Below are 22047 nucleotides of genomic sequence, written 5' to 3'. Positions count from 1 at the left end.
TGTGCCGGCCGTAGCGTTGCTCGACATGGGACGGAGCAACGCGAGCGCGTGCTATCGAGAACTGGGCGCCGAACTGAGGAAGCGCCGCGAGGCGGCCGGCCTCGCCGGGGACGACATCTGCCGGGTCACCGGCTGGCACCGCAGCAAGGTGTCGCGTGTGGAGATGGGCCAGTCGGAGATCAGCGTCGTGGACGCCATCCACTACCTGGCCGCCTGCAAGGTCTTCGTACACGAGGCCAAGGACATACTGGACCTCTGCCGAGACGCCGAACGCAAACTGGGCTACTGGCTCAGCCCTCACGGCGAATGGCTGGAGGACACCCTCAGCTCACTGATCTACCACGAGGCCACCGCTGATCGATCGGTCAGCTACGAACCCAATGTCGTTCCCGGCTTGCTGCAGACGAGCAGGTATGCGCGGCTGCTGATCGAACAGAGCCCAGGTCTTCCGCAGGAGGACATCGATGCGGCCGTTGGCCTGCGAGAGGAGCGGCAGCAGATACTCCATCGCCCCGGGGCGGGGCGATTCACCTTCCTCGTGCATGAACAGGCTCTTCGCCTGCAGGTCGGTGGCAAGGCAATCATGCATGAACAGCTGCTCAAGGTGCTCCTACTGGCCGGCCTTCCGCATGTGAGCGTTCGCGTGCTTCCTGCCTTTGCGGGGGCACGAGGAATATTCGGGAGCTCTTTTCGGGTGTTCGAGTACCGAGACCACAGCCCGCTGGTCTACTTCTCTGCCGCCTGGAACGGGGTCTTCATTGACGATGCGGAGTTTGTCGGGGACTACCGAAGGCTTCTCCGCACCATCGCATCTGTGGCGCTGGATGAGGCAAAATCGAGGGCGTTCATAGCCGAACTGGCTGACGCTCTCGACCGAAGGAGCACCAGGCGCGATGCGGGCATCTACGAGTTGGAGGAAGAGCAGTTTTAGCGAAGGAGCTGGGACGGACTGCGTTGAGGTGGCGTGGCGGAAGAGCAGTTTCAGCGAAGGGCCTCAGACCGACTGCGTTGAGGTGGCGCTCGCCGAGGGGCGTGCCGCGGTCCGGGATTCCAAGAACGCCACCGGCCCGATCCTGACCGTGCCCTCGGCTCCGTGGCTGCGTTTCGTCAACGCCGTGTCGGACGGCCGGCCCGGTCGTGTGAGCTGATCACAGGTAGTCGAAGAAGCGGGTCCACCAGGTCGGTGGATGGCCGGTCGGGGAAGCGAGGTCGCTGACACCGTCGTACGTGAGCGTCGAGTGGCATGCGTGCATCAGATCATGGAGCGGGCGTCGCGTCTTGACGCGAACCACTCGCTGGACCGTTTGCCGAACAGCAGCACCAGGATGGTCACCGCGATGCCGATGCCGATTACCGCCGTGGGCACGCCCGCGATCAGGCTCATGAACCCGCCGATGATGACGAGTCCTTCCAGCACGGTGACCACGATCCGCATCGTGGCGACGCCGCGCAACAGCAGCACACCGCTGACCGCGAGGAGCACGCCTCCCGCCAGCGAACCGTAGGCGAACACGTACATGTCGGTCGTCACGGTCTGGTTGTGGTCCATCCGCTCCGTGATGTCCACGATGCTGAAGAGCCCGACCATGGCGTTGAGCGCCGCCTGTATGAAGATCAGGACGACCGAGGTGATGAGAGTCGCGGGTTTGCTGTTCATGGCCCGACGTTAGGTCCGGCCACGCGGGACCGGTCCCGACTCAGCCTGCCAGGCAGCGGCAGTGTGCGGGCAGCAGCAGGGACAGGTCGATGGCGGCGGCCATCGCCTCCGTGCCGGCGTCGTTCGGGTGTAGGTGGTCGCCGCTGTCGTAGGTCGGGTTCAGGGCTGTCGGGTCGTCTGGGGCGGCGGTCGCCGCGGCGAAGTCGACCACCGCGTCGAAGGTGCCGCTGTCGCGGATCCAGTCGTTGACGGTCAACCACGTCTGCGTTCGCTGGTCGGTCTCGATGAACGACCCGCCGAACGGGGTGATCGTGCCGCCGATGACGCGTAGGCCCGCGGCGTGTGTGCGGTCGGCGATCTCGCGCAGGCCCGCGATCAGGTCCTCGGCGGTCGCGTCGAAGCCGATGTCGTTGACGCCCTCCATGAGGATCACCGTGCGCACGCCTGTCTGGGCGAACACGTCCCGTTCCAGCCGTTCCAGTGCCGGCACGCCCCAGAACGCCTCCTCGCGCGCCGCCAGTACCCGGTTGCCGCCCAGACCGGCGTTGACCACCGACAGGGTCGGGCCCCGCACCGCGTTCAGGCGGCGGGCCAGGAAGTCCGGCCAGCGGTGGTTGGCGTTGCCGGTCGTCGCCGAGGTGTCGGTGATCGAGTCGCCCAGTGCCACCACGGAGCCGATGATCGGCCGCGTCGGGATGACGTCCACGCCGCCCGCCACCATCCAGCACGGCGTGTTGCCGTAGTCCGTGCCACCCGCGAGCACGCGGTCGCCCGTCGCCAGGAAGTTGCCCTGCGCGGTGAACGGGTGGTTCGTCAGTGGGCCCGTCGGGCCTGGTGCGTAAGCGCTCACCAGCAGCGTGGACAGCGCGGCCACCCGCAACCGGACCGGGTCGCTGAACAGTTCACGTCCCGGCGGCACCGTGACCGCGCGCCGGCCGTGGAACGTCAGCTCCCGCACCGTGCCCGGCACCGCGTCCGCGTTGGCGGCCTGGACCGCCACCGACGCGTGCCCGACCCGCAGCGGCGTGGTGCCGAACGCGTTCGACAGCCGGACCCGAACCTGGGAGCCGCCGACGCTCGCGAACACCACGTTGCGGACCGTCTGGTTCCCGAGCCCCGTTCCGGCGGGGCAGTCCGACCACGGGATCACGCTGCCCGCCACGGGACTCGCCGCCCACGACGCCACCCAGCGCGGATGAGCGCTCGCGGAGGGCGCCGCCAGCGCCAGGGACGCTATGAGCAGCAAGGGAAACAGGAGCCTTAGACCGCGGTGTCCAGACATGGGCCGGAGCATAACCGCGGCCGACGGCGGTGATCTGCGTCCGAATGGGGACAACCGGAGATGACCGTCTGTTGCTGAACGTTCAGGAACGGCGCAGCGTTATCCTGGTCCACGCGCCGATGTAGATCCGGTCGCCGTTCGCGAGTGCGCGGGGCACGTTGGGGCGTAACGGCTTTGGTTCCTCGTTCACCGCGGTGCCGTTCGCCGAGTCGAGGTCCACAATGGACCACGAGCCGTCTTCCTGCGCGAGCAGCAACGCGTGCAGGTGCGACACTCCCGGGTCCTCCGGCGGGCCGATCAGGTCGATGTCCGGGTGGATACCGCGGCTGCGGCTCTGCCGGCCGATGCTGATCTCCTTGCCCGCCAAGGGAAAATGGCGGTCCGGGCAGTACGGCGGGAAGTTGATGCCGGCCGCGTCCGGGCCGTCCACGGCCATCACCGAGTCGAAGTAGGCGCGGTCCGCGGTCACCGTGGCCGTCCACGTCGCGGCCTCCGGCAGGCGGTCGGCGGGCACCGGAGGCACGTCCGGCACCACCGGCTGGGCAGGCTGGGCGACCACGGGCGGTGCGGCCAGCGAGTCGTGGCCGCACTCCTCGCAGAACCGGCCGGCCAGCGCCGCGCCACACGCCTGGCATGTCTCACCGGCCGCGGGCAGCGCGGGCTCGGCGACCGGGGGAGCGTCGGCGACCAACACGGGTGCGCCGCCGATCTCCCGGCCGCAGACGTCGCAGAACTCCTCGTCCGAGGAGGTGTGGCCCTGCGGGCAGGTCGCCATCGCGCGCCTCAGCTTTCCGTCGGCTGCTTCTTACGCACCCGCATCGTCTTCGACGACCGGGTGTCGAGCGTCATCTCGTCGACCGTCTCGACCTTGCGCTTCAGCCGCACCGTGCCGGTTCGCGCGTCCTCCACGTCGACCACCTTCGAAAGCAGCTTCGCGGTGTCGGTGTGCCCGGTCTCGGTGGCGAGCTGCACGGCGCGGCCCAGCTTCGCGGTCGCCGTCTCGACGTCACCGGCCTTGCGTGCCTCCAGGCCCTCCTGGATCGCCGACGCCAGCTCCGCCTGCCCGGTGTAGTGCGCGACCTCCCGGTTGATCCTGGTCGACAGGGCGGTGTCCTCGGTCCACACGGCGAGGATCTTGCCCTGGCCGAGCACCTCGTCACCCGCGACGAGGCTCACCCGGCCCGCCAGCATCTTCTCGCCCGTCGCCGCGGACGGCACCTGCACGCACACGTGGTAGTCCCGCGTCTCCGAACCCCACGAGCCGGTCGGGTAGTCGCCGCTGCGGGGCGGCACCTCCGTGCGTCGCGCCGTCACGTCCACCAGCGTCGGCTCCACCTGCTTCACGAACTTCACCGTGGCGCCCATCGGCGTCCACAGCCGCAGCGCCACGTCCGCGACCGCCTTGTTCATGGCCGACGCCGCCATGGCGCGGAAGTCCGCCTCCAGGTCCTCGGGCTGCGCCACGATGTCGACCGTGCCGAGCAACCGCTCGGCGATGGTCCGCAGCTCCTTGACCTCCCAGTCGGTGCCGACTCCTCGGCAGTCACACACGAACTTCCCCGCGACCTCGTCCAGCGTGCGGGCCAGCTGGCGGGGCGTCTCGTGCATGTTCTGGCCGTCGGTCAGCAGGATCGCGTGGCGCATCGACGCCGAGGACGTGGAGAACAGCGAGTCGGCGAGCGTCAGCCACTTCCCGATCGCGGTGCCGCCGTTCGCGGCGAGCTTCTTGACCGCGTCCTTGGCCTCGGCCCGCGTCTGTGGCGACGCGACCGACATGCCCTGCTGGTACGGGTAGACGAGCCGGGCCTCGTCCGTGCCGGCCACGACCGCGAACTCCACGCCGTCGCGCAGCGTGTCGATGGCCGCCGCGGTCGCCTGCTTCGCCGACGACAGCTTGGAACGGGGCACGTGCATCGAGCCGGAGCAGTCGACGATGATCACCTCGGCGGCGCTGCCCGATGGCTGCGCCGGACCGGTCGGCGCGCCCGACGCGGTGACCGTCACGATCGCGTTGACCTCGGTGGCGCCCGCCGCCAGGTACTCGTTCTGGTAGACCTCGACCGAGAACTCCGTGCTCATGACTGGTCCGCCTCCCCGGAATTCAATGTGTTGGTCGCGTTGGCGGACGGAGGGTCCTGTTTGGTCATGTACTTGTGGCTGGCCTGCGTCACGTTCCCCTGAGGTGCGGCTGCGAAGCACTCGGCCTGATATGACCTTGAGGTTGACAGAGGGTGTCTCACGACCCTTCTCCTTCGGTCGGCGGGAACGGCACGAGCACCGTCGTGATGTTGTCGTGGCCACCCAGCTTCAGCGCGAGCGCGGTCAGGTCGGCCGCGGCGGTCATGCCACCCTCGGCCGGCATCAGCTCGGTCAGCGACCGCGCCTGCGGCACGTAGTTCCACAGCCCGTCACTGCACAGCAGCACGTGCCCCGGCCCGCCCGGCTCCACGGTGACCACCCTCGGCTCGATGGGGCCCGCGTCCGCGCCGATCCACTTCGACAGCGCGTGCGCCTGGTACACCGAGTTGGCCTGCTCCTCGCTCACACCCTCGGCGATCAGCTCGGCGGCCACCGTGTCGTCCCTGGTCAGCAGGCGGGAAGGCATGGCGTCCGAACCCGGCCCGGCGAGCCAGTACACGCGGCTGTCCCCGACCGACCCGACCGTGACGGCGGTGGGGGTGACGACCGCCGACACGAACGTGCAGGACGGCGCCGTGCCGGGCACCGACGGGTCGGCGAGCCCGGACACCACCTCGATCGCCCGTGCCACCGCCTCCTTCGTCGCCGCCTCCGGATCACCGTTCTCCAGCACGGCGTCCAGCAGCACGGTCGTCGCCTCGTCCACGGCTCGCTGCGAGGCGTTGTCGGCGCGGTCGGACGTCGCCACGCCGTCACACACCACGGCGACGACGGTCGGTGGCGCGTCCCCACCACGCACGGTGCCGTACGCCATGGAGTCCTCGTTGCGGGCGCGCCGCTTGCCCTTGTCGCTGATGCCGACGACCAGATCGAGATCGCACTCCATCCGGTCCCGCCCGCTCGGCTGCGCCAGCCCGCAGTCCTCGCAGAACCCGTCCGCACCAACATGGTCGCCACCGCAGCCGGCGCACGTGCCGTCGGCCTGCTTCGACACCGGGCCGCCCACCGGGGTTCTGCGCACGAGCAGGCTTTGCCCGCATCCCTCGCAGAACCGGTCCTCCGGTCCAACCGGCGCGTCACAGCCAGGGCAGTTCGTTACGGTCACACCCACGTCCTCGGTCGGATCTGGTTGGCGCTGTCCACCAATGCGATGCGTTCCCTCGTGCTGTCCGCGTGCCGCGCGAGCGTGCGGTAGCAGCTCTCCAGCGCGGTCCGCAGGTCGATCTCCGTCAACGGGCAGCCAAGCACAGACCCCGTGCCGTTCCTGTTCTGGGGCAGCCAGTGCAGTGCCGCCGAGAAAAGGCTTTCCGAGGCACGTGCGCGCCGTTCGGCGTCCAGTTCGAGATCCGCGAGCAGCTCACCGGCGGCCACGAGGTCCGCCTCGGTGAGGTCCGTCGCCGACACGTCCCGCACCCGCACGGCCGCGGCGGCGAGCCGGGCCGCGGTGTGATGGTTTGACGTCTCCGGCACGGAACACAGGACGTCGAAGGCCTCCAACCGGTTGCCCCGCGCGAGCAGCGCCCGCGCGAGGCCGAACGCCGCGCTGACGTAGGTGCGGTCGGTCCGCCACACCACGCGGTAGAAGCGGTCGGCGGTCGCCCAGTCCTCGATCGCCTCGGCGCACACGGCGAGCGCGAGCTTGGGTGCCGCCTCGCCCGGCACGGCGGAGTAGACGCGGTCGAAGAGCTGGCTCGCCGTCGCCGCGTCCCCGGCCGCCAGCGAGACCATGCCCCGGTACCAGTCGATGAGCCACAACCGCTCCAGGTCGAGCGCACCCCTGGCCAGTTCGTCGAGCCGGGCGCGGGCGGTGGCCGTGTCGCCCGCCTCCAGGTGGGCGCGGGCGATCCGCAGCCGCACCTCGACGGTGGCCTGGGGCGCCATGCGGAGCTCGTCGACCAGCGCCGCCGGGTCGGTCGACGTGACCGTGGCGAGGAACGCCGCGGCCGGGTCGTTGCCGTCCACCCTGGGCAGCGGCAGCGTGTGCACGAGCGCCGGCAGGCTGGGGCCCGCGTGAACGTCGATGCCGAACGAGCGCCGCTCCGGAGTGAACTCCGCGGACGGGCCCTGCCGAGGAGCGCCGTCCCCGGCCGCCAGCACCTCCCGCAGCACGCCGGTCAGCTGGTCCTTCATCTCCTCGGCGGAGACGAAGCGGGCCGCCGGCTCGCTCGCGGTCGCGCGGAGCAGGAACCGGTAGAACGAGTCGTGCTCGCCGAGCAGCGGCTCCTCGGCCTGGTTCGGCAGGCGGTCGACGTGGGTGCGCTGGAAGTCGAACGGGAACGTCATCACGGCGAGCGTGCGGCCCACCGTGTACAGGTCCGAGGCGACCGACGGCCCGGCGGTCGCGATCTCCGGCGCCTGGTAGCCGATGGTGCCGTAGACGGCGCTGTCCTCGTCGTCCATGTGCCGCACCGCGCCGAGGTCGATCAGCTTGAGCAGCTCCTCGGTCTGGATCACGTTGTCCGGCTTGAAGTCGCAGAACAGCAGGTTGAGCGAGTGCAGGTAGCCGATGGGCGGCAGCATCTCCAGCGCGTAGGCGATGGCGCGGTCGACAGGAAGGCACGCCTGCGCGCCCTCGGTCGACCGGATCTGCTTGAGCATCTCTTTGATGGACTGACCGCCGACGTACTCCATCACGATGTAGCCGGTCATCGTGCCGGTGTCCCGGTCGGGGTGCTGCACGAAGTTGTGGATCTTGACGATGTTGGGGTGCTCGACCTCGGCGAGGAAGCGCCGCTCCGCGACCGCCGCCGCCATCGCGTCCGCGTCCCCGGTGTCGAGGAGGCCCTTGAGCACGACCCACCGGTCCGCGACGGCCCGGTCGAGCGCGAGGTAGATCCAGCCGAGCCCGCCGTGGGCGAGACAGCCGAGGACCTCGTACTGGTCGTGCAGCACCTCGCCGGGGGAGAGCTTCGGGGAGAACGAGAAGCGGTGCCGGCAGGACGTGCAGAAACCCTCGGTGCGGCCGGGCTGCCCGTCGCGGCCGCGGCCCACCTTGGCGCCGCAGTTGCTGCAGAACCGCTTCTCCTCCGGCACCTTGGGGTCGGTGAGGACGGCGGACTTCGGGTCGCGGTAGGGGACACGCGGCACCTCGACCAGCCCGGCGCCCAGCAGCCCACGACTCGACGACCGCGTCGAACCACGACGCGAACCGGTGGTGACCGCCCCGGTGGACGCGGTCCACCCGGTGGCGACGGAGCCGGTGCGCGCGCTGCCGGTGCGTGTGCTGACCGGGTCGCTGTGCGTCGCGCCGCCGGTCGGGCCGAACGTGGCCGGTTCGGGTGCTGGCGTCGCGGGTTTGGTGCCAGGAGGCGCTTCGAGGCCGCAGGTGTCGCAGAAGCCGTCCTCGTCGAGCGCCCCACCGCAGCCGGTGCGGGGGCACGGGACGCCCTCGAGAGAGGCCGGGGTCGGGGGAGCGGGCGGGGCCTCCTGCCGCGCGGCCGTCGCGGTGGCGTGCGCGTGACCACCGCCGGTCGAGCTGGTCGCCGACGCGGCTGCCGACGAGGACGCGCTGGCGGTCGCCGCCACGCCAACGGGCGCCGCGAGCCCGCAGCTGTCGCAGAATCCGTCCTCGTCGAGGGCGCCGCCGCAGCCGGGTCGAGGGCACTTCGTCATTCCGATCCCTCCTCGCGGGGCTGCGTCCGGTCCTGGATGGCCTGCCGGTAGCGGTTCAGCGCGCGGGTCGCCGCCGCCAGGTCGCACGGCGCGGTGAACAGGAGCCGGTGCGCCTCGTCGTGCAGCCGGGACAGCTCGGTGTCCTCCGCGTGCCCCAGCCGTGCCGCCTTCACCTGGTAGGCCTCCAGCCGGCCACGCAGCTCCGCCCGGCGGTCCAGTAACCCGGTGATGGCTCGCAGCGACGTCCGCGCCGCCTCCATGGTGCTGATCGCGATCCGCTCCACCTCGTCGGTCTCTTTCGACAACGCGGCCCAGCCCGCGGTGTCCCTTCGTGCGGTCAAACGCTGGAGCCGGCCTCGTAGTGCCGCAGAGCCCCGGTCGGTCGGCGCGGGCAGGCCCGGTGCCGCGATCTTCTCCGTCATGGCCGCGTACGTCTGCCGTGCCGTCGCCTCGGCCGCCTCCACATCGGACAGCACCGACTCCAGCGCCGCCAGCCGGCCGGCGAACTCCTCGCGGATCCTGGCCAGCTCCCGCAGCCGGGTCTCCAACTCGGCCGCCCGGCGCTCGATCTCCGCCACCGCGTCGGTGGCGTGCGCGGTCAGCATGTCCGTGAGCGCCAGCTCCCGCGCGCGCTCCAGGTCGCGGCGCAGGCTGGTGAAGTCGCCCTCACCGACCGACTCCGCAAGCACCGACACCGCGTGCATGCGGCGGTCGAGTGGCTCGAGCCGGCTGATGGCGGTCGACCACGCCGACTCGGCGGTCGCCAGCACCGCGGTCACCGCGTCGAACGACTGCTTCATGCGGGCCAGCAGCTCGGCCATCGTGATGCGCTCGGTGACCTGTGCCGGGCCGGTCAGCCCGCGCCGCTCGATCGGCACGGCCTCCGAGTCCAGCTCCACGACCGGGCCGTGGAGGATGTGGGTCAGCTCCTCGATCTCCTCGTCACCCGGCTTCGACCGCCGCGCCCGGACCTCCCGCGCACGGGCGACCAGGTCGCGGTAGGTCGCGTACTGCTCCCACAGCGTCGCCATCGCGACGCTCGCCTCGGCCCACCGCCGCTCGGTCAGCCCGGTGAGGGCCGTGTCCCGCAGCAGCCGGTGCCCTGGGTGGCCGTCCATCGCCACCAGCGACTCGGCGATCCGCTCGCTGTCACCCTCGACCCGCGCCAGCGCACGGTCGATTTCCTCCCTGCTCAGCACGACACCTTCCATGGGCGCTCAGTCCCGGTACTCGGCGACGGGCGGCGCGCCCACGGGACCGAGCAGGGGCTTCATCCACGTGTCGTAGATGCGCAGCCACGTGCCGTCGGTCTTGATCTTCTCGAGCACCGCGTTCACGAACCGCACGAGGTCGTCGCGCTTCTTGGGCACCGCGATGGCGTACGGCTCGGGGGCGTCCACGCCGTTGACCACCTTGGTGAACGGGTCCTGGTCGGCGAGGCCGGCGAGGATGGTGTCGTCCGTGGACACCGCGTCGACCTGGTTCTGTTGCAGCATCACCAGGCAGTCGGTCCAACCGGCCACCTGCATGCCGACGGGTTTGGGATCGACGTCGAGGTTGACGATCCGCGCGAGCGACGTGGACTTCTCGGTGGCGCACACCTTCTTGCCGGCGAGTGACTGCTCGCCCTGATAGTCGAAGTTGTCCTTCACCAACACCTTCTGCGTGGCCTCGTAGTACACCGCCGAGAAGTCGGTCCACCCCCACCGCTCGCAGTTGGTGGTCATGGTGTGCACGACGAGGTCGACATCGCCGGCCTTGAGCGCGTCCTCACGCTGCTTGGACGTGAGCACCCGAAGCTGGAGCACGTCCGCGTCGGCACGGCCGAAGATGGCCTTCGCGATCTCTTTCGCCACGTCGAGCGCGAACCCCTCGATCTCGCCGGTCTCCGGGTTGCGGTAGCCGAACCGGTAGGTGTTCTGGTCGACGCCGACGACCAACTTGCCGTGGTCGCGGATCGCGGCCACTGTCGGGAAGGCCGACAAGGCGTCGGGGGCGGGCAGCGGCCCGTTCGGCCGGAAGCTCGCCCTCGGATTACCGCAGCTGGTGTCCACGGAGGGCGGGTCCAGGGCCCGGACCTCCTTGGCGCCCTCCGGCATGGGCTGGTCGACCGCCGCGGTCTGGCGGACGACCGGTGCGGCGGTCGACGTGCACCCCGCGGCCGCCAGCACCAGGACGAGCACCAGTGCGATCTTCTTCATCGGTACTCCTTGAGCCGCTGCCAGATCCCGATGACCGCGCCGGCCGCCGTCACCAGCGCCAGCAGGATCACGCCGACGACCGTGCCGGTCAACGCGCTGCTGGCCGAGGACACCTCCCGCTCGAAGATGGCGGTGGTGTTCGCGATGGCGTCCCGCAGCGAGCGGTCGACGTTGTCGAACTGTTCGGCCGCGGCACTGTTCGCGAGTTGCACGGCCGCCGTGTAGTCACCGCCGTCGTCCGCCTGGCGTACCTGAGTGTGCACCTGCTGCCACGCGCTCTCGTCGATGATCGCCGCTCTCAGCTCCCCCCACACGTCGGAGTTGCTCTCGGCGGAGAGGCTCTGTGCCTCGACCAGCTGACCCGCGAGTGCGGCCCGCGCCTTCCCGTAGGCCTCCTCGAACGCGGCGCCGCTGCCTCGGGCGACGAGCGTGAGTGTCTCGGCCCGGCGCGCGGCCAGCCCGTCGACTCGCGCGTCCACCAGCGCGTTCGTCAGTTCCGAGCCCTCGTCGCGGCTCGTTTCGACGCGGCCGAGCACGCCGATCGTGGCGATCAGCACCCACAGCAGCGACACCAGCGTGGCGCCGGTGGCCACGACCAGCCCGACGTTGAGCCGCCGCTGTGTGCGGCGACGCACGAACCGCTGGGCGTAGAAGAGCAGGACGAGCAGCGCCAACCCGAGCATGACCTCGATGACCGGTTGGAAGGCCGCCCGGTCCTGGTCTTCGGCGAGCGCGGCCGTTTCGTTGTCGTACAACCGTTCCGCGGCCGGCAGCAGCTTCTCCCGCATCAGGGTCGAGGCCTCACGCTGGTAGGCGGCGCCGACCGGCAGGCCCTGGCGGTTGTAGGCACGCGCGGTCTCCACCAGCCCGGCGTAGACCGTGAGCTGGCTGGACAGGATCGAGAGCGGGCTGTCCGGGTCGGCGAGGTCCGCCGGGTCACGCGCGGCCACGGCGATGGCGAGGGCGTCCTCGGCCTGCGCGAGGTCGGTCTCGTACCGGGTACGCACGGCCGCCGGCTCCAGACCGCCGGACAGGAACGCGCTGTTCGAGGTCGCGTCGGCGTCCGAGAGCGACCGGTACAGGTCCTGTGCGGCGACCGACAGCGGACCGCTGCGGGTCGCGAGGTTGTCGAGCGCCTGCGCGCGGCTCTGCACGCTGATCGCGGTGAACACGCCGACCAGCACGCTCGCCACGACGAGTGCCGCGGTGAACTTGATCAGCACGCCAGGTGTGGTCCTGGACAGCTCTCGCAGCTCCGCGACCCGGCCACGCCGTTCCGGGACCGGCGCCGGCCGTACCGGCGGTGGAGCGGTGGGAGCACTCATGAGGCCGTCCCCCGAATTCGTCGACACTCGAACCTTGCATCGTCCCCCGACGTGATCGCCAGCGTAGTCGCGGACCCGTTGCTGACTAGCGCCTTTCCTTCAAAGAGCCGCCGGACTTGACAACGGTTCCGTCTACCTCCACCCTTTCACTACTTCATTAGTGAAAGGGTGTTGCGCGTGATCGACTTTCGACTCGATCGCGGCTCCGGCGTCGCCACCTATCTGCAGCTCGTCCACCAGGTGAAACACGCGTTGCGCCTGGGCGTGCTCAGACCGGGTGACCGGCTGCCGACCGCGAAGGAGGTGGTGGACAAGTTGGCGATCAACCCGAACACCGTGCTGAAGGCCTACCGCGAACTGGAACGCGAGGGCCTCGTCACGGGGCGGCCTGGGCTCGGCACGTTCGTCGAGCGAACGCTCGGCGGCGCGTCGGTGGCCGAACACGCACGGTTGCGAACGGCGCTCGCCGCCTGGGTTCGGGACGCCCGCACGGCGGGACTGGACGCGGAGGACGTCGAGGCGCTGGTCGCCTCGGTGGTGCTCGACTCGTTTCGGGTAGGAGAAGACACGGCATGACACCCCCTGCGGTCAACCTCGAGATCAACTCTGGCCGAGTGCTTCGCAACCGCACCTCAGGGGAACGTGACGCAAGCCAGCCACAAGTACGTGACCAAACAGAACCAGCTGTCGGGCAACGCAACCAACACATTGAATTTCGGGGAGGCGGGACAGCATGAACGTCTTGGCTACTACTGGACTTGGTAAGCGGTACCGGCGCAACTGGGCACTCAAGGAATGTTCGGTGTCGGTGCCGGCCGGCCGCGTGGTGGCGCTGGTCGGTCCCAACGGGGCGGGCAAGACGACGTTGCTGCACATGATCGTCGGCCTGCTGTCGCCGGACGAGGGGAACGTTACGGTTCTCGGCAAGCCGGCCGGCACCAGGGAGACGATGTCGCGCGTCGCGTTCCTGGCGCAGGACAAGCCGCTGTACGAGGGGTTCTCCGTGGCGGACATGCTGCGCTTCGGCGCGCACATGAACACCCGGTGGGACGACGAGCTGGCCACCCGGCGCCTCGCCGAGCTGGGGATCCCGCTGGACCGCAAGGTCGGCAGGATGTCCGGCGGCCAGCAGGCACAGGTCGCGCTGACCGTGGCACTCGCCAAGCGGCCGGAGCTGCTCGTGCTCGACGAGCCGCTCGCGAACCTGGACCCGCTGGCCCGGCACGAGGTCATGCGTGGGCTGATGGCCGCGGTCGCCGAGAGCGGGATGACCGTCGTGCTGTCCTCGCACGTGGTGTCCGACCTGGAGGACACGTGCGACTGGCTGGTCGTGCTCAACCAGGGCCGGGTCCAGGTGTCCGGGGCCATCGAGGACCTCCTCGTCGCGCACCGCCTGCTGACCGGACCGGCGGAGCTGGCCGACGGCGTGGCTGCTCGACTGTCCGTAGTGGACGACTCGCGGACCGGTCGGCAGGCCACGATGGTCGTGCGTGCCGGCTCGCCGACGCTCGACCCCCGCTGGACGAGCCGGGGCGTGAACCTCGAGGAGCTGGTCCTCGCGTACCTGCGCCGCCCGGACGCGGCGGCACTGTCGGGACCCGTGCTGGCGGGAGCGTGACGCCATGGTGTGGCTGACCTGGCGGCAGCACCGGGTGCAGCTGCTGGTCGCGGCGGCGTTCGTGGTCGTGGTCGGCGTGCTGCTGTTCGTCCACGCGTCCCGCACGGGCACGCTGGTGGCACCGTCCGAACCGGACAGTGTGCGACGCAGGAACCTGCTCGACAGCCAGTTCGGCCAGGTGGGCCGGTTCCTGCTCTTCTCGGCGGCGCTACCGGCGCTGATCGGGCTGTTCTGGGGGACGCCGCTGCTCGCGCGGGAATACGAGCGCGGCACGCACCTGCTGGCATGGACGCAGTCGGTGCCCAGGCAGGCTTGGCTGGGGGTCAAGCTGGCGGGGCTCGGGGCGGCCGTGACCGCCGCCGGTCTTGTCTTCGGGTTCGCCATCTACGCGTGGGCGGGCGAGTTCGCCCCGACCCGGTCCGCCGGGCGCCTCGCGAACCAGGAACTGTTCGTGTCGACGGGGATCGTGCCGGCGGCGTGGTGGCTGTTCGCGTTCGCGGTGGGGGTCGCGGCGGGTGCCGTGTTCCGCAAGCTGCTGACCGCGATGGCGGTGACGCTCGGGGTGTTCTTCGCCGTCTACATCGGAGTGTTCAACACGGACGCGCGGCTGCACTACGCGACACCGGTGCACGTGGAGGAGACGGCCCCCGCCGACCGGGGCGAGCCGTTGCTGATCAACACCCGGTCCGGTGTCGAGGACCGGCTGCCGGGCGGCGCGCTGATGGCGGCGACCGGCTGGCTGGACCGGGGCGGAGTCCCGTTGAGCAACGCGGAGACGTGGTCCTGCGCGTCCACATCGGACTACCTGGCGTGCATGCGGGACAAGGGATACCGGTGGTTCGCGGAGTACCACCCGGCGGACCGCTACTGGCGGTTCCAACTGACCGAGGCCGGGGCGCTGCTCGTAGCGGCTCTGGCACTGGGCGCCGTGGCGTGGCGCCGTTCATGATTTCTGGAAGGGGATTGACATGGTGTGGGTGATGTGGCGACAGCACCGGGCGCAGGTGCTGGCCACGGTGGGGCTGTTGTTGTTGCTGGAGGTGTACCTGCTCGTCGCTGGGCAGGACGCGGCGGTGGTCCTCGGCTGGCTGCCGATCGCACCGCTGCTGATCGGGATCTTCTGGGGCGCGCCGCTGCTGGCGAGGGAGCTGGAACGCGGCACACACCGTCTCGCGTGGACGCAGTCCGTGACACGGCAGCGCTGGCTGCTGTCGAAGCTGGGCGGGCTCAGCCTCGTCGTGACGGTGGCCGGGCTGGCACTGGGGTTGATGGTCAGCACGTGGGTGACGGCGCACGACGCCGATCGGTTCGGAGACACGGCGTTGTTCGGTGGCAGCGGGGTCGTGGCCGGTGCGTGGTGGCTGTTCGCGTTCCTGCTCGGGTCCGCCGCGGGCGGGTTGCTGCGGCGGCTGCTCCCGGCCCTCGCACTGACGATCGTGGTGTTCCTGGTCATGCTGTTCGCGATGGTCCAGTCGCGGGGCAACTTCGCGGAGCCGTTGCGAAGCCTGGACGACTATCCGGCAGCGGGCACCCTCGGCACCGCGGCGACGTGGCTCGCCCCGTCCGGCGAGGAGGTCGACACCCCGCCGGTGTGTCTGGACGCTTCCCGGCTCACCTACCTGGGCTGCGTGGAGGACGCCGGCTACCGCAGCGTCTACTACTACCAGCCGGCGGACCGGTACTGGCGGTTCCAGTGGACGGAGACCGGGATCCTGTTGCTGTGCACGGTGTTGCTCGCGGGGCCGGTCGTGTACCGGGTGCTCAGGCGTCCGGTCTAGGCGCGCCGGCGGGCGGGGTGTCGACCAGGCCGTACCGGACCGCGCAGGACGCCGCTTCCAGGCGGGAGTGCACGCCGAGCTTGGTGAGCAGCGCGTGGACGTGTGTCCGGACGGTCGTCGTCGACACGCCGAGGCGTTCGGTCATCTCCGCCGTGCTGAGCCCCTCCGCGAGCATGCTCAGGCACTGTCGCTCCCGGCCCGTGAGGTGGCTGGCGAGCCGGCGCATCTCGGCCGCGTCGTCGGAGGGCTGCCGCTCCCGCCACTGCCACGGCACGTCGATCAGGACCTCACCGGCCATCGCCCGCTCGACCGCTCTCGTCACGTGGTCCAGCCCTCGGGTCTTGTGCACGTAGCCGACGGCGCCGGACCGCAGGGCCTCCAGGACGGAACTGCTGGTCGTGTCCGCCGTGAGCACGATGACCTTCGTGTGTCTGTGCGCCGCGACGACCTCGGTCACGCCGTTCTTTCCCACGGTGGCGCCGAAATGCCGGTCGAGCAGGCACACGTCCGGCGCGTGCTGGCGGACCGCCTCGACGACCTCCGGCAGCGTCTGTCCCGTGCCCACGACCCGGATCCCGCGCCGTTCGAGGAGCGGGCCGAGCGTTTCGAGGAAGACAACATGATCATCGCCGAGAACAACGGTTATCACGCTGTTCCGCCTCCCCGGAATTCGATGTGTTGGTCGCGTTGGGGGACGGATGGTGCTGTTTGGTCACGTACTTGTGGCTGGCTTTGCGTCACGTTCCCCTGAGGTGCGGTTGCGAGCCGCGAGGCCGACACAGGGAGTGTCATGCCGTGTTCTCCATGTTCGCGACGATGTCGGAGGCTGGGGTGAGCAACCGGCCGCCGGTCCGGAAGATCACCCGTGCCCGCGTGCCGACCGGTTCGCGCGGTCGAATCTCGATCTCGGCGGCACAGGCCTTCGCGAGCTCGGCCACGGTACGGAGGCCGAGCGTCGCCACCGGTTCGGACGCGGCCGCGAAGCCGGTTCCGTCGTCGCGGATCTCGATCACCAGCGGTCGCTCGCCGTAGACGGCGATCTCGACGTGGCCGGCCGGCCAGGCGGCGTCGATCGCGTTCCCGACGAGGTTCGCGAGGATGCGCCAGAGGATCATGCTCTCGACGTGCAGTTCGGCATCGGCGGCACGCAGCGAGATCCGCGGCCCGCCGAGGACGGACAGGAGCGAGACGAGCTGGGTGAGCAGCGGCTGAAGCCGCACCAGCTCGGCCCGCCCGTGCCGCATCGTGGCGTGGCCGATCACGTCCGACAACCGCCCGGTCTCCCGGCTGAGCAGTTCGAGGTTCTCCCGTGCCGAGCAGGGAAGCGCGTCCTCGTCGAGCAGGGAGTGAATGACATAACCGATGATCGTTATCCCGTGGCCGACGTCGTGCAGGACGCCCTGCAACGACGACGCCGCGTGGTCGCCGCTTCGCCGACCGGGAGTGTTCCGGCGCTCGGGTACAGGTCGCATCATCGGATCCCCTTCGTCCGCGGTGATGGTCGAGGCGGACCCGTCCGGGCTCGCCTCGACCCACCTCATCCACCGCTGTGACCACACAGACGGCCGGACGAACGCGATCGTTAGCACATTTGGCTTATTTCCTGGGGAGTTGATCACTTCCAGTTCTGGCGGTACCACTCGAACGTGTGACGGGCACCCTCTTCGAGTGACACGACCGGTTCGAAGCCGGTCAGCTGCCGAAGGGTCGTGAGGTCGGGGCAGCGCCGGGCGACCGAGCCCGGCGGCGCGGGCACGGACTCCACCGTCGGGTCGTACCCGGCCACGCGCAACACCAGCTTCGCGAGATCGCCGATGTTCGCCTCCTCCGTGTCGTTTCCGATGTGGACGATCCGGCCGGTGGCGGCGTCGGCGGCCATGAGCCTGACCATCGCCTCGACGGCGTCGTCGACGTGGCAGAACGCACGTGACTGGTCCGCCCCGTACAGCAGGAACGGATCCTCCCGGCGCATCGCCCGCAGCGACAGCTCCGGGATCACGTGGTCGGCGCCCATCCGGGGGCCGTACACGTTGTGGAAGCGGCCGACGACGAACGGGATCTTCTTCGCCCGCGCCGTGTGCACGACCGCGGCCTCGCCGAGCATCTTGCTGACGCCGTAGGCGAACCGAGGGGCCGCGATGTCCTCGATCATCAACGGCACGGTCTCCGGGGTCGGCACCGGCACGATTCCCGCGCTGACCCCGCCCGCGTACGCCTCGCTGGTGGACGCGAAGAACAGCCGCTCGCCCGGCCGCAGCCAGTCCAGCAGGTGCAGCAACGCCAGTGTGTTGGTACGGATGACCCGCGCGGGGTCCGACTCGACGTTACGCACGCCGACGACGGCGGCCAGCATGTACACGTGGTCCCAGCCGTGCGGCAGCGTGTCGTACGACGTGGGGTCGGTGAGGTCCGTGTGCACCACCGGCACTCCCAGTGCCGCCAGTTCGGGGTCCTGACGGCCTCGGGAGAAGTCGTCGGCGATGGTCACGGCGTGCCCCTCGGCGAGGAGCCTGCGGGTCAGATGCAGGCCGATGAAACCGGCGCCGCCCAGGACGAGAGTTCTCATGCCGACACCTCCGGCTCGAAACCGAGGCCGGCGTACCGCACGCCCCTCGCGGTGATCTCCGCGGCGCAGAGGATCCGCCAGGAGTCGTACACGAGCCGCACGCGCGAGCCCGCCAGCGCCGTCGCGAGGTCGAGCCCGCGGTACTCGGGATGGTCGGTGATCACCAGCACGGCGTCCGTGTCGCGGAAGGCCGCCGCCAGCTCGATCGGCTCGCCGCCGTAGGAGCGGATCACGTCGTCGCGGACGAGCGGGTCGTGCCCGAGCACCCGGATGCCGGCGGCCTGGAACACCGGCATCATCGTGGCGATCGGTGTGCCACGCATGTCGTCGGTCGGTGGCGAGCCCTTGTACGCCCAGCCGAGGACGGTCAGCGTCGAGCCGCCGTGCTCACGCATCAGCTCGACGACGCGGTGCGCGACGTGCACCGGCAGTTCCTCGTTGAGAGTCCTGGCCGCGCCGATGAGTCGCGGCACGTGCCCGCTGCGCCCGGCGCCCGACAGCATGATGTACGGGTCCTTCGACAGGCAGCCCCCGCCCACGTAGCCGGGTCTGGCGATGTCCGGCCTCGGGTAGTCGAGGTTGGTCGCTCTGATCACCTCGAGCGGGTCGAGCCCGAGACGTTCGGTGAGCATGGCGATCTCGTTGCCGAACGAGTAGATCACGTCGGTGTGGCAGTTGTTGGTGAGCTTCACCAGCTCGGCGGTCTCCAAAGTGGACACCGGGACCAGCTGTCTGGACAGCCGGTCGAACAGCCGAAGGCCCAGCTTCAGGCTCTCGGCGTCGAGACCGCCGACGACCTGCGGCAGTTCGACGAGCTCACGGAGCGCGTTGCCCTGGATGGTCCGCTCGGGCGCCATCACCAGACGTGCCGATCCCCACGCCCTGACCAGCGGCGGAAGCACCACCTCGCGGCTCGTGCCGACCGGCACGGTGCTGCGGACCACGACGAGTGTGTCCGGGGCACAGCGCTGCGCGACGTGTTCCGCGGCGGCGGCCAGGTTGGCCAGGTACGGCTCGTGCGTGGCCTCGTCGACCGGCGTGGACACGGAGATGATCGCGGCGTCCACCCCGCCGGCCGGGAGTTCCGGCGCGATGAAGATGTTCTTGCCGATGTGCTCGGCGAACACCTCGGCCACACCGGGCTCGAAGATGTGCGGCTTGCCTCGGGCGAGCGACTCCAGCACGGCGGGCTGAGTGTCCACGCCGTGCACCTCGTATCCCTTGCGCGCCATCGCGGCGGCCAGGGTGAGGCCGACATAGCCCATTCCGATGATGGCGACTCTGTTCATTTCCGGTGATTCCAACGTAATCTCTTTCTCTTTCCTATTACCCACACGGTGGGACGACGGTGTCCAGGGCGCGTACGGTCACATATCCGAAAAACTGTTCTTCGCGGTAACGGCGACAGGCCAGCGCGATGTTCTCCGGCCTGGTGGCGTAGTCGATGGCGATCACGATCTTCCCGGCCCTGCGCAGTGCCCTGGTGTTCGCCAGGTTCTCCACGCAGTAGTCCTCGACGCAGGGCTCGTCGGTGGCGAGGAAGAACAGCTCCTCCATGCCGATCCCGTCGATGGCGTCGACGTATCCCGGATACCGGCGCAGTTCCGGCGAGTTCTGCGGGAAGACCCAGAAGTCGGGGTTGTTCTCCTTGGCGTACCGGCTGATCCGCACGATGAGGTCGACCATCCTGGCGCCGAGGGTCTCCCGCGTCTGTCCGGGCACGAGCCGCAGGTCGATCTCCTCGTACGCCAGCGGCGTGTCCAGGTACACGCCGTCGAACCCGGCGGCGAGCGCGCGGTCGACCCTGGGTCGCACCACCTCGTCCCACCACCGCGGCTCCCAGTACCTGGCGAAGTACTCGCCCGGCCAGTCCGGCCACTCGTTGAGCAGCAGATCCGGCGCGCGGCCGCGGAACGCAGCGAAATCGGGCCGGAAGTCCTCGATGGAGCCGATCTCGAAGTACGCGAGCACCTTCTTTCCCGACGCCTTCAGCCGGCCGATCTCCTCGGCCGTGAAATACGAGCTGCCCGCGTCGCGCGCCAGGTCGATGACCGCGATCTGGAAATCCCCTCGGGCCATCTCGTCGAGCCGGCCGTCGGCGTAGTTCTGCAACTGGTACACCACGTTTCTCATGGACTTTCCTGTACTCGTGTCGGGAACGCATGCCGCCAGCAACACCGCCGCGCACGCGACGGCGATCACCCGGCGGCCCGGCATCAGGCCGCCCAGCTCGCGCGCACCGACTCCCGCAGGTCCAGGGTCGGGGCCCAGCCCAGGGTGCGTTGGATCCGGCTCACGTCCGCCGCGATCCAGTCGACCGCGCTGGACCGTGCGGGAGCGGGCGCGGCTTCGAGCACACGGCCGGTGAACCCCGCCTCCTCGGCGAGCATCCCGACGACGTCACGCGCTTTGACGGCCACCCCGCTGCCCACGTTGAGCACCGGCTCCTTCACCTGCCCGGCCAGTGCCGCCGCGGTGATCGCCGTGGCGACGTCGCGGACGTCGACGAAGTCCCGGTACGCCCCGAGCGGACCGAGACGGATGGCGTCCTCGTCGCGCGCGATCGCCGCACGCATGCGTTCCGCCGCCCTGCCGAGCAGGTTCTCGACGGGCAGACCGGGCCCGATCGGGTTGAACACCCGCAGCGCCACGGCATCCACGCGTTCGGCCGCCGCGGCGGCCCGGACGAGCTGTGTGCTCGCGAGCTTGGTCACCCCGTAGTCGGCGACCGGCTGCTGCGGGTCGTCCTCGGCCACCGGCTGTCCGTGCGGCACCGTGCCGTACTCGCCTGCCGAGCCGAGCACGACCAGCCGCGCGGCCGGGGCCTCGCTCTGCACCGCGTCCAGCAGGCGAGCGGTGACCCGCACGTTCGCCTCGACCAGTTCGGTGGTGGTCCCGGCGAGCTTCCCCGTGCAGTTGATCACAACGTCGGGTCGGACGTGCCGCAGCAGCCAGCCCAGTTCCCCTGGGCCGGCGGCGACGAGGTCGTGGCGCACCCAGCCGTCGCGGACCTCGCCGCGGCCCGCCCGGGTGAGCACGCCGACGCGTGGATCCCGGGCCAGGACCTCGGCCACCTGATGACCCACGAAACCAGAGGCACCGAACAGCAGCACACGCGCCGCGGTCACGATGCGACCTCGACATCGGCGACCGGCCGCACGTGCGGCAGGAGGATCGGCCGGAGCTCCTCGAACGCTCGGTTGGCCTCGTCGTAGTCGTCGGGTCGGCCGATGTCCAACCAGTACCCGTTGAAGTCGTAGGCGTGGGGTTGCTCGTCCCGGTCCAGCAGGTCGAGCACGAGGTCGTCGAAGCCGAACGGCACGTTCTTCGGGTAGCGCGCCAGAACGTTGCGCGACATCGCGTAGACGCCCATGCTCACGCCGTAGGACAACGTCGGCTTCTCGCGGAACTTCACGATGTGGCCCTCGACCGTCTCCAGCGTGCCGAAGTCGATCTTCACCTTCCGCTGGTAGGTCGCGACCGTCAACGGCGCCAGGGAACGCTGGTGCGAACACAGCAGCGCGGCGTAGTCGAGGTTGGTGAGCACGTCGCCGTTCATCACCAGGAAGTGCTCCGGCAGCCGGTCGAGGAAGTTGAGCAGCGGGCCGATCGTGGACAGCGGCTTGTCCTCTTCGGCGTAGTCGACCTCCAGACCCCACCGTGACCCGTCGCCGACGAACGCGCGAATGAGCGTGCCGAGGTGACCGATCGCGAGCGTGACCCTGGTGAAGCCGTGCATCTTCAGCTGCCGCAGGATGATGTCGAGGATGCAGTACTCCTCGCCGATCGGCACCAGTGGTTTCGGTAGGGCCGTGGTGTACGGCCTGAGTCTGACGCCGCGGCCTCCCGCGAGAATCGCCACGTGCATG

The 22047-nt window shown here is 69.9% G+C and carries 22 protein-coding genes; 6 read left to right on the top strand and 16 right to left on the bottom strand.

Features of this window, described 5'->3' with window-relative positions; all coding sequences use genetic code 11:
* Position 1 precedes the first annotated feature (1 nt).
* Both VF106_RS45105 and VF106_RS45100 read left to right on the top strand, forming a co-directional pair.
* On the top strand, positions 2-931 hold the full coding sequence (locus VF106_RS45105; RefSeq protein WP_330846221.1) for a helix-turn-helix domain-containing protein: 930 nt from the start codon (positions 2-4) through the stop codon (positions 929-931).
* Positions 894-1148 carry a DUF397 domain-containing protein gene (locus VF106_RS45100; RefSeq protein ID WP_330846220.1) on the top strand — a complete coding sequence of 85 codons (255 nt, stop codon included), beginning with the start codon at positions 894-896 and terminating at the stop codon, positions 1146-1148. The genes VF106_RS45105 and VF106_RS45100 overlap by 38 nt, the downstream gene beginning before the upstream one ends.
* 104 nt (positions 1149-1252) lie before the next feature.
* Here the strand turns inward: VF106_RS45100 and VF106_RS45095 are convergent, their stop codons facing one another.
* The 9 genes from VF106_RS45095 to VF106_RS45055 all read right to left on the bottom strand — a co-directional run bounded on the left by VF106_RS45095 (position 1253) and on the right by VF106_RS45055 (position 12216).
* Positions 1253-1657, bottom strand: coding sequence for a hypothetical protein (locus VF106_RS45095; RefSeq protein WP_330846219.1), 405 nt, complete (start codon positions 1655-1657; stop codon positions 1253-1255).
* Positions 1658-1697: 40 nt separating this feature from the next.
* On the bottom strand, positions 1698-2939 hold the full coding sequence (locus VF106_RS45090; RefSeq protein WP_330846218.1) for an SGNH/GDSL hydrolase family protein: 1242 nt from the start codon (positions 2937-2939) through the stop codon (positions 1698-1700).
* Between the two features lie 82 nt (positions 2940-3021).
* Positions 3022-3714, bottom strand: a complete 693-nt coding sequence (locus VF106_RS45085; RefSeq protein ID WP_330846217.1) for an FHA domain-containing protein — start codon at positions 3712-3714, stop codon at positions 3022-3024.
* Positions 3715-3722: 8 nt separating this feature from the next.
* Entirely contained in the window at positions 3723-5018 is a 1296-nt protein-coding gene (locus VF106_RS45080) for a vWA domain-containing protein (RefSeq protein ID WP_330846216.1), read from the bottom strand.
* Positions 5019-5175: 157 nt separating this feature from the next.
* Positions 5176-6183 (bottom strand): protein phosphatase 2C domain-containing protein, encoded by a 1008-nt coding sequence (locus VF106_RS45075; protein WP_330846215.1) that lies wholly within the window; start codon positions 6181-6183, stop codon positions 5176-5178.
* Positions 6180-8690: a serine/threonine-protein kinase gene (locus VF106_RS45070; RefSeq protein WP_330846214.1), complete on the bottom strand. Its 2511-nt coding sequence runs from the start codon at positions 8688-8690 to the stop codon at positions 6180-6182. Before VF106_RS45070 ends, VF106_RS45075 begins: the two co-directional genes overlap by 4 nt.
* Positions 8687-9901: a hypothetical protein gene (locus tag VF106_RS45065; RefSeq protein ID WP_330846213.1), complete on the bottom strand. Its 1215-nt coding sequence runs from the start codon at positions 9899-9901 to the stop codon at positions 8687-8689. Before VF106_RS45065 ends, VF106_RS45070 begins: the two co-directional genes overlap by 4 nt.
* 6 nt (positions 9902-9907) lie before the next feature.
* A complete protein-coding gene (locus VF106_RS45060) occupies positions 9908-10891 on the bottom strand; it encodes a glutamate ABC transporter substrate-binding protein (RefSeq protein WP_330846212.1) in 984 nt (327 codons plus the stop codon).
* On the bottom strand, positions 10888-12216 hold the full coding sequence (locus tag VF106_RS45055) for a GlnX family signal transduction membrane protein (protein ID WP_330846211.1): 1329 nt from the start codon (positions 12214-12216) through the stop codon (positions 10888-10890). Before VF106_RS45055 ends, VF106_RS45060 begins: the two co-directional genes overlap by 4 nt.
* Before the next feature lie 177 nt (positions 12217-12393).
* On the opposite strand from VF106_RS45055, the gene VF106_RS45050 reads away from it, so the two are divergent.
* The 4 genes from VF106_RS45050 to VF106_RS45035 all read left to right on the top strand — a co-directional run bounded on the left by VF106_RS45050 (position 12394) and on the right by VF106_RS45035 (position 15612).
* Complete coding sequence (locus tag VF106_RS45050; protein WP_330846210.1) at positions 12394-12792, top strand: GntR family transcriptional regulator; 399 nt, start codon at positions 12394-12396, stop codon at positions 12790-12792.
* Between the two features lie 157 nt (positions 12793-12949).
* On the top strand, positions 12950-13834 hold the full coding sequence (locus tag VF106_RS45045; protein ID WP_330846209.1) for an ABC transporter ATP-binding protein: 885 nt from the start codon (positions 12950-12952) through the stop codon (positions 13832-13834).
* A gap of 4 nt (positions 13835-13838) precedes the next feature.
* Positions 13839-14783, top strand: a complete 945-nt coding sequence (locus VF106_RS45040) for an ABC-2 membrane transporter-related protein (RefSeq protein WP_330846208.1) — start codon at positions 13839-13841, stop codon at positions 14781-14783.
* 19 nt (positions 14784-14802) lie between these two features.
* The gene (locus VF106_RS45035) at positions 14803-15612 is read left to right on the top strand and encodes an ABC-2 membrane transporter-related protein (protein ID WP_330846207.1); all 810 of its coding nucleotides are present in this window, start codon (positions 14803-14805) and stop codon (positions 15610-15612) included.
* Here the strand turns inward: VF106_RS45035 and VF106_RS45030 are convergent.
* The 7 genes from VF106_RS45030 to VF106_RS45000 all read right to left on the bottom strand — a co-directional run bounded on the left by VF106_RS45030 (position 15596) and on the right by VF106_RS45000 (position 22046).
* Complete coding sequence (locus VF106_RS45030; RefSeq protein WP_330846206.1) at positions 15596-16261, bottom strand: LuxR C-terminal-related transcriptional regulator; 666 nt, start codon at positions 16259-16261, stop codon at positions 15596-15598. The genes VF106_RS45035 and VF106_RS45030 overlap by 17 nt on opposite strands.
* 139 nt (positions 16262-16400) lie before the next feature.
* Positions 16401-17087 carry a sensor histidine kinase gene (locus VF106_RS45025; RefSeq protein WP_330846205.1) on the bottom strand — a complete coding sequence of 229 codons (687 nt, stop codon included), beginning with the start codon at positions 17085-17087 and terminating at the stop codon, positions 16401-16403.
* Between the two features lie 140 nt (positions 17088-17227).
* Positions 17228-18178: an NAD-dependent epimerase/dehydratase family protein gene (locus tag VF106_RS45020; RefSeq protein ID WP_330846204.1), complete on the bottom strand. Its 951-nt coding sequence runs from the start codon at positions 18176-18178 to the stop codon at positions 17228-17230.
* The gene (locus VF106_RS45015) at positions 18175-19467 is read right to left on the bottom strand and encodes a nucleotide sugar dehydrogenase (RefSeq protein ID WP_330846203.1); all 1293 of its coding nucleotides are present in this window, start codon (positions 19465-19467) and stop codon (positions 18175-18177) included. The genes VF106_RS45020 and VF106_RS45015 overlap by 4 nt, the downstream gene beginning before the upstream one ends.
* 37 nt (positions 19468-19504) lie before the next feature.
* A complete protein-coding gene (locus VF106_RS45010) occupies positions 19505-20311 on the bottom strand; it encodes a glycoside hydrolase family 191 protein (RefSeq protein ID WP_330846202.1) in 807 nt (268 codons plus the stop codon).
* A gap of 83 nt (positions 20312-20394) precedes the next feature.
* A complete protein-coding gene (locus tag VF106_RS45005; RefSeq protein ID WP_330846201.1) occupies positions 20395-21306 on the bottom strand; it encodes an NAD-dependent epimerase/dehydratase family protein in 912 nt (303 codons plus the stop codon).
* Positions 21303-22046: a nucleotidyltransferase family protein gene (locus VF106_RS45000; protein WP_330846200.1), complete on the bottom strand. Its 744-nt coding sequence runs from the start codon at positions 22044-22046 to the stop codon at positions 21303-21305. Before VF106_RS45000 ends, VF106_RS45005 begins: the two co-directional genes overlap by 4 nt.
* Position 22047: the final 1 nt, after the last annotated feature.

Origin of the sequence: Actinophytocola sp., assembly GCF_036378875.1 — a bacterium.
Classification (GTDB): Bacteria; Actinomycetota; Actinomycetes; order Mycobacteriales; family Pseudonocardiaceae; genus Actinophytocola.
This window is presented reverse-complemented; position numbering and strand designations above follow the sequence as displayed.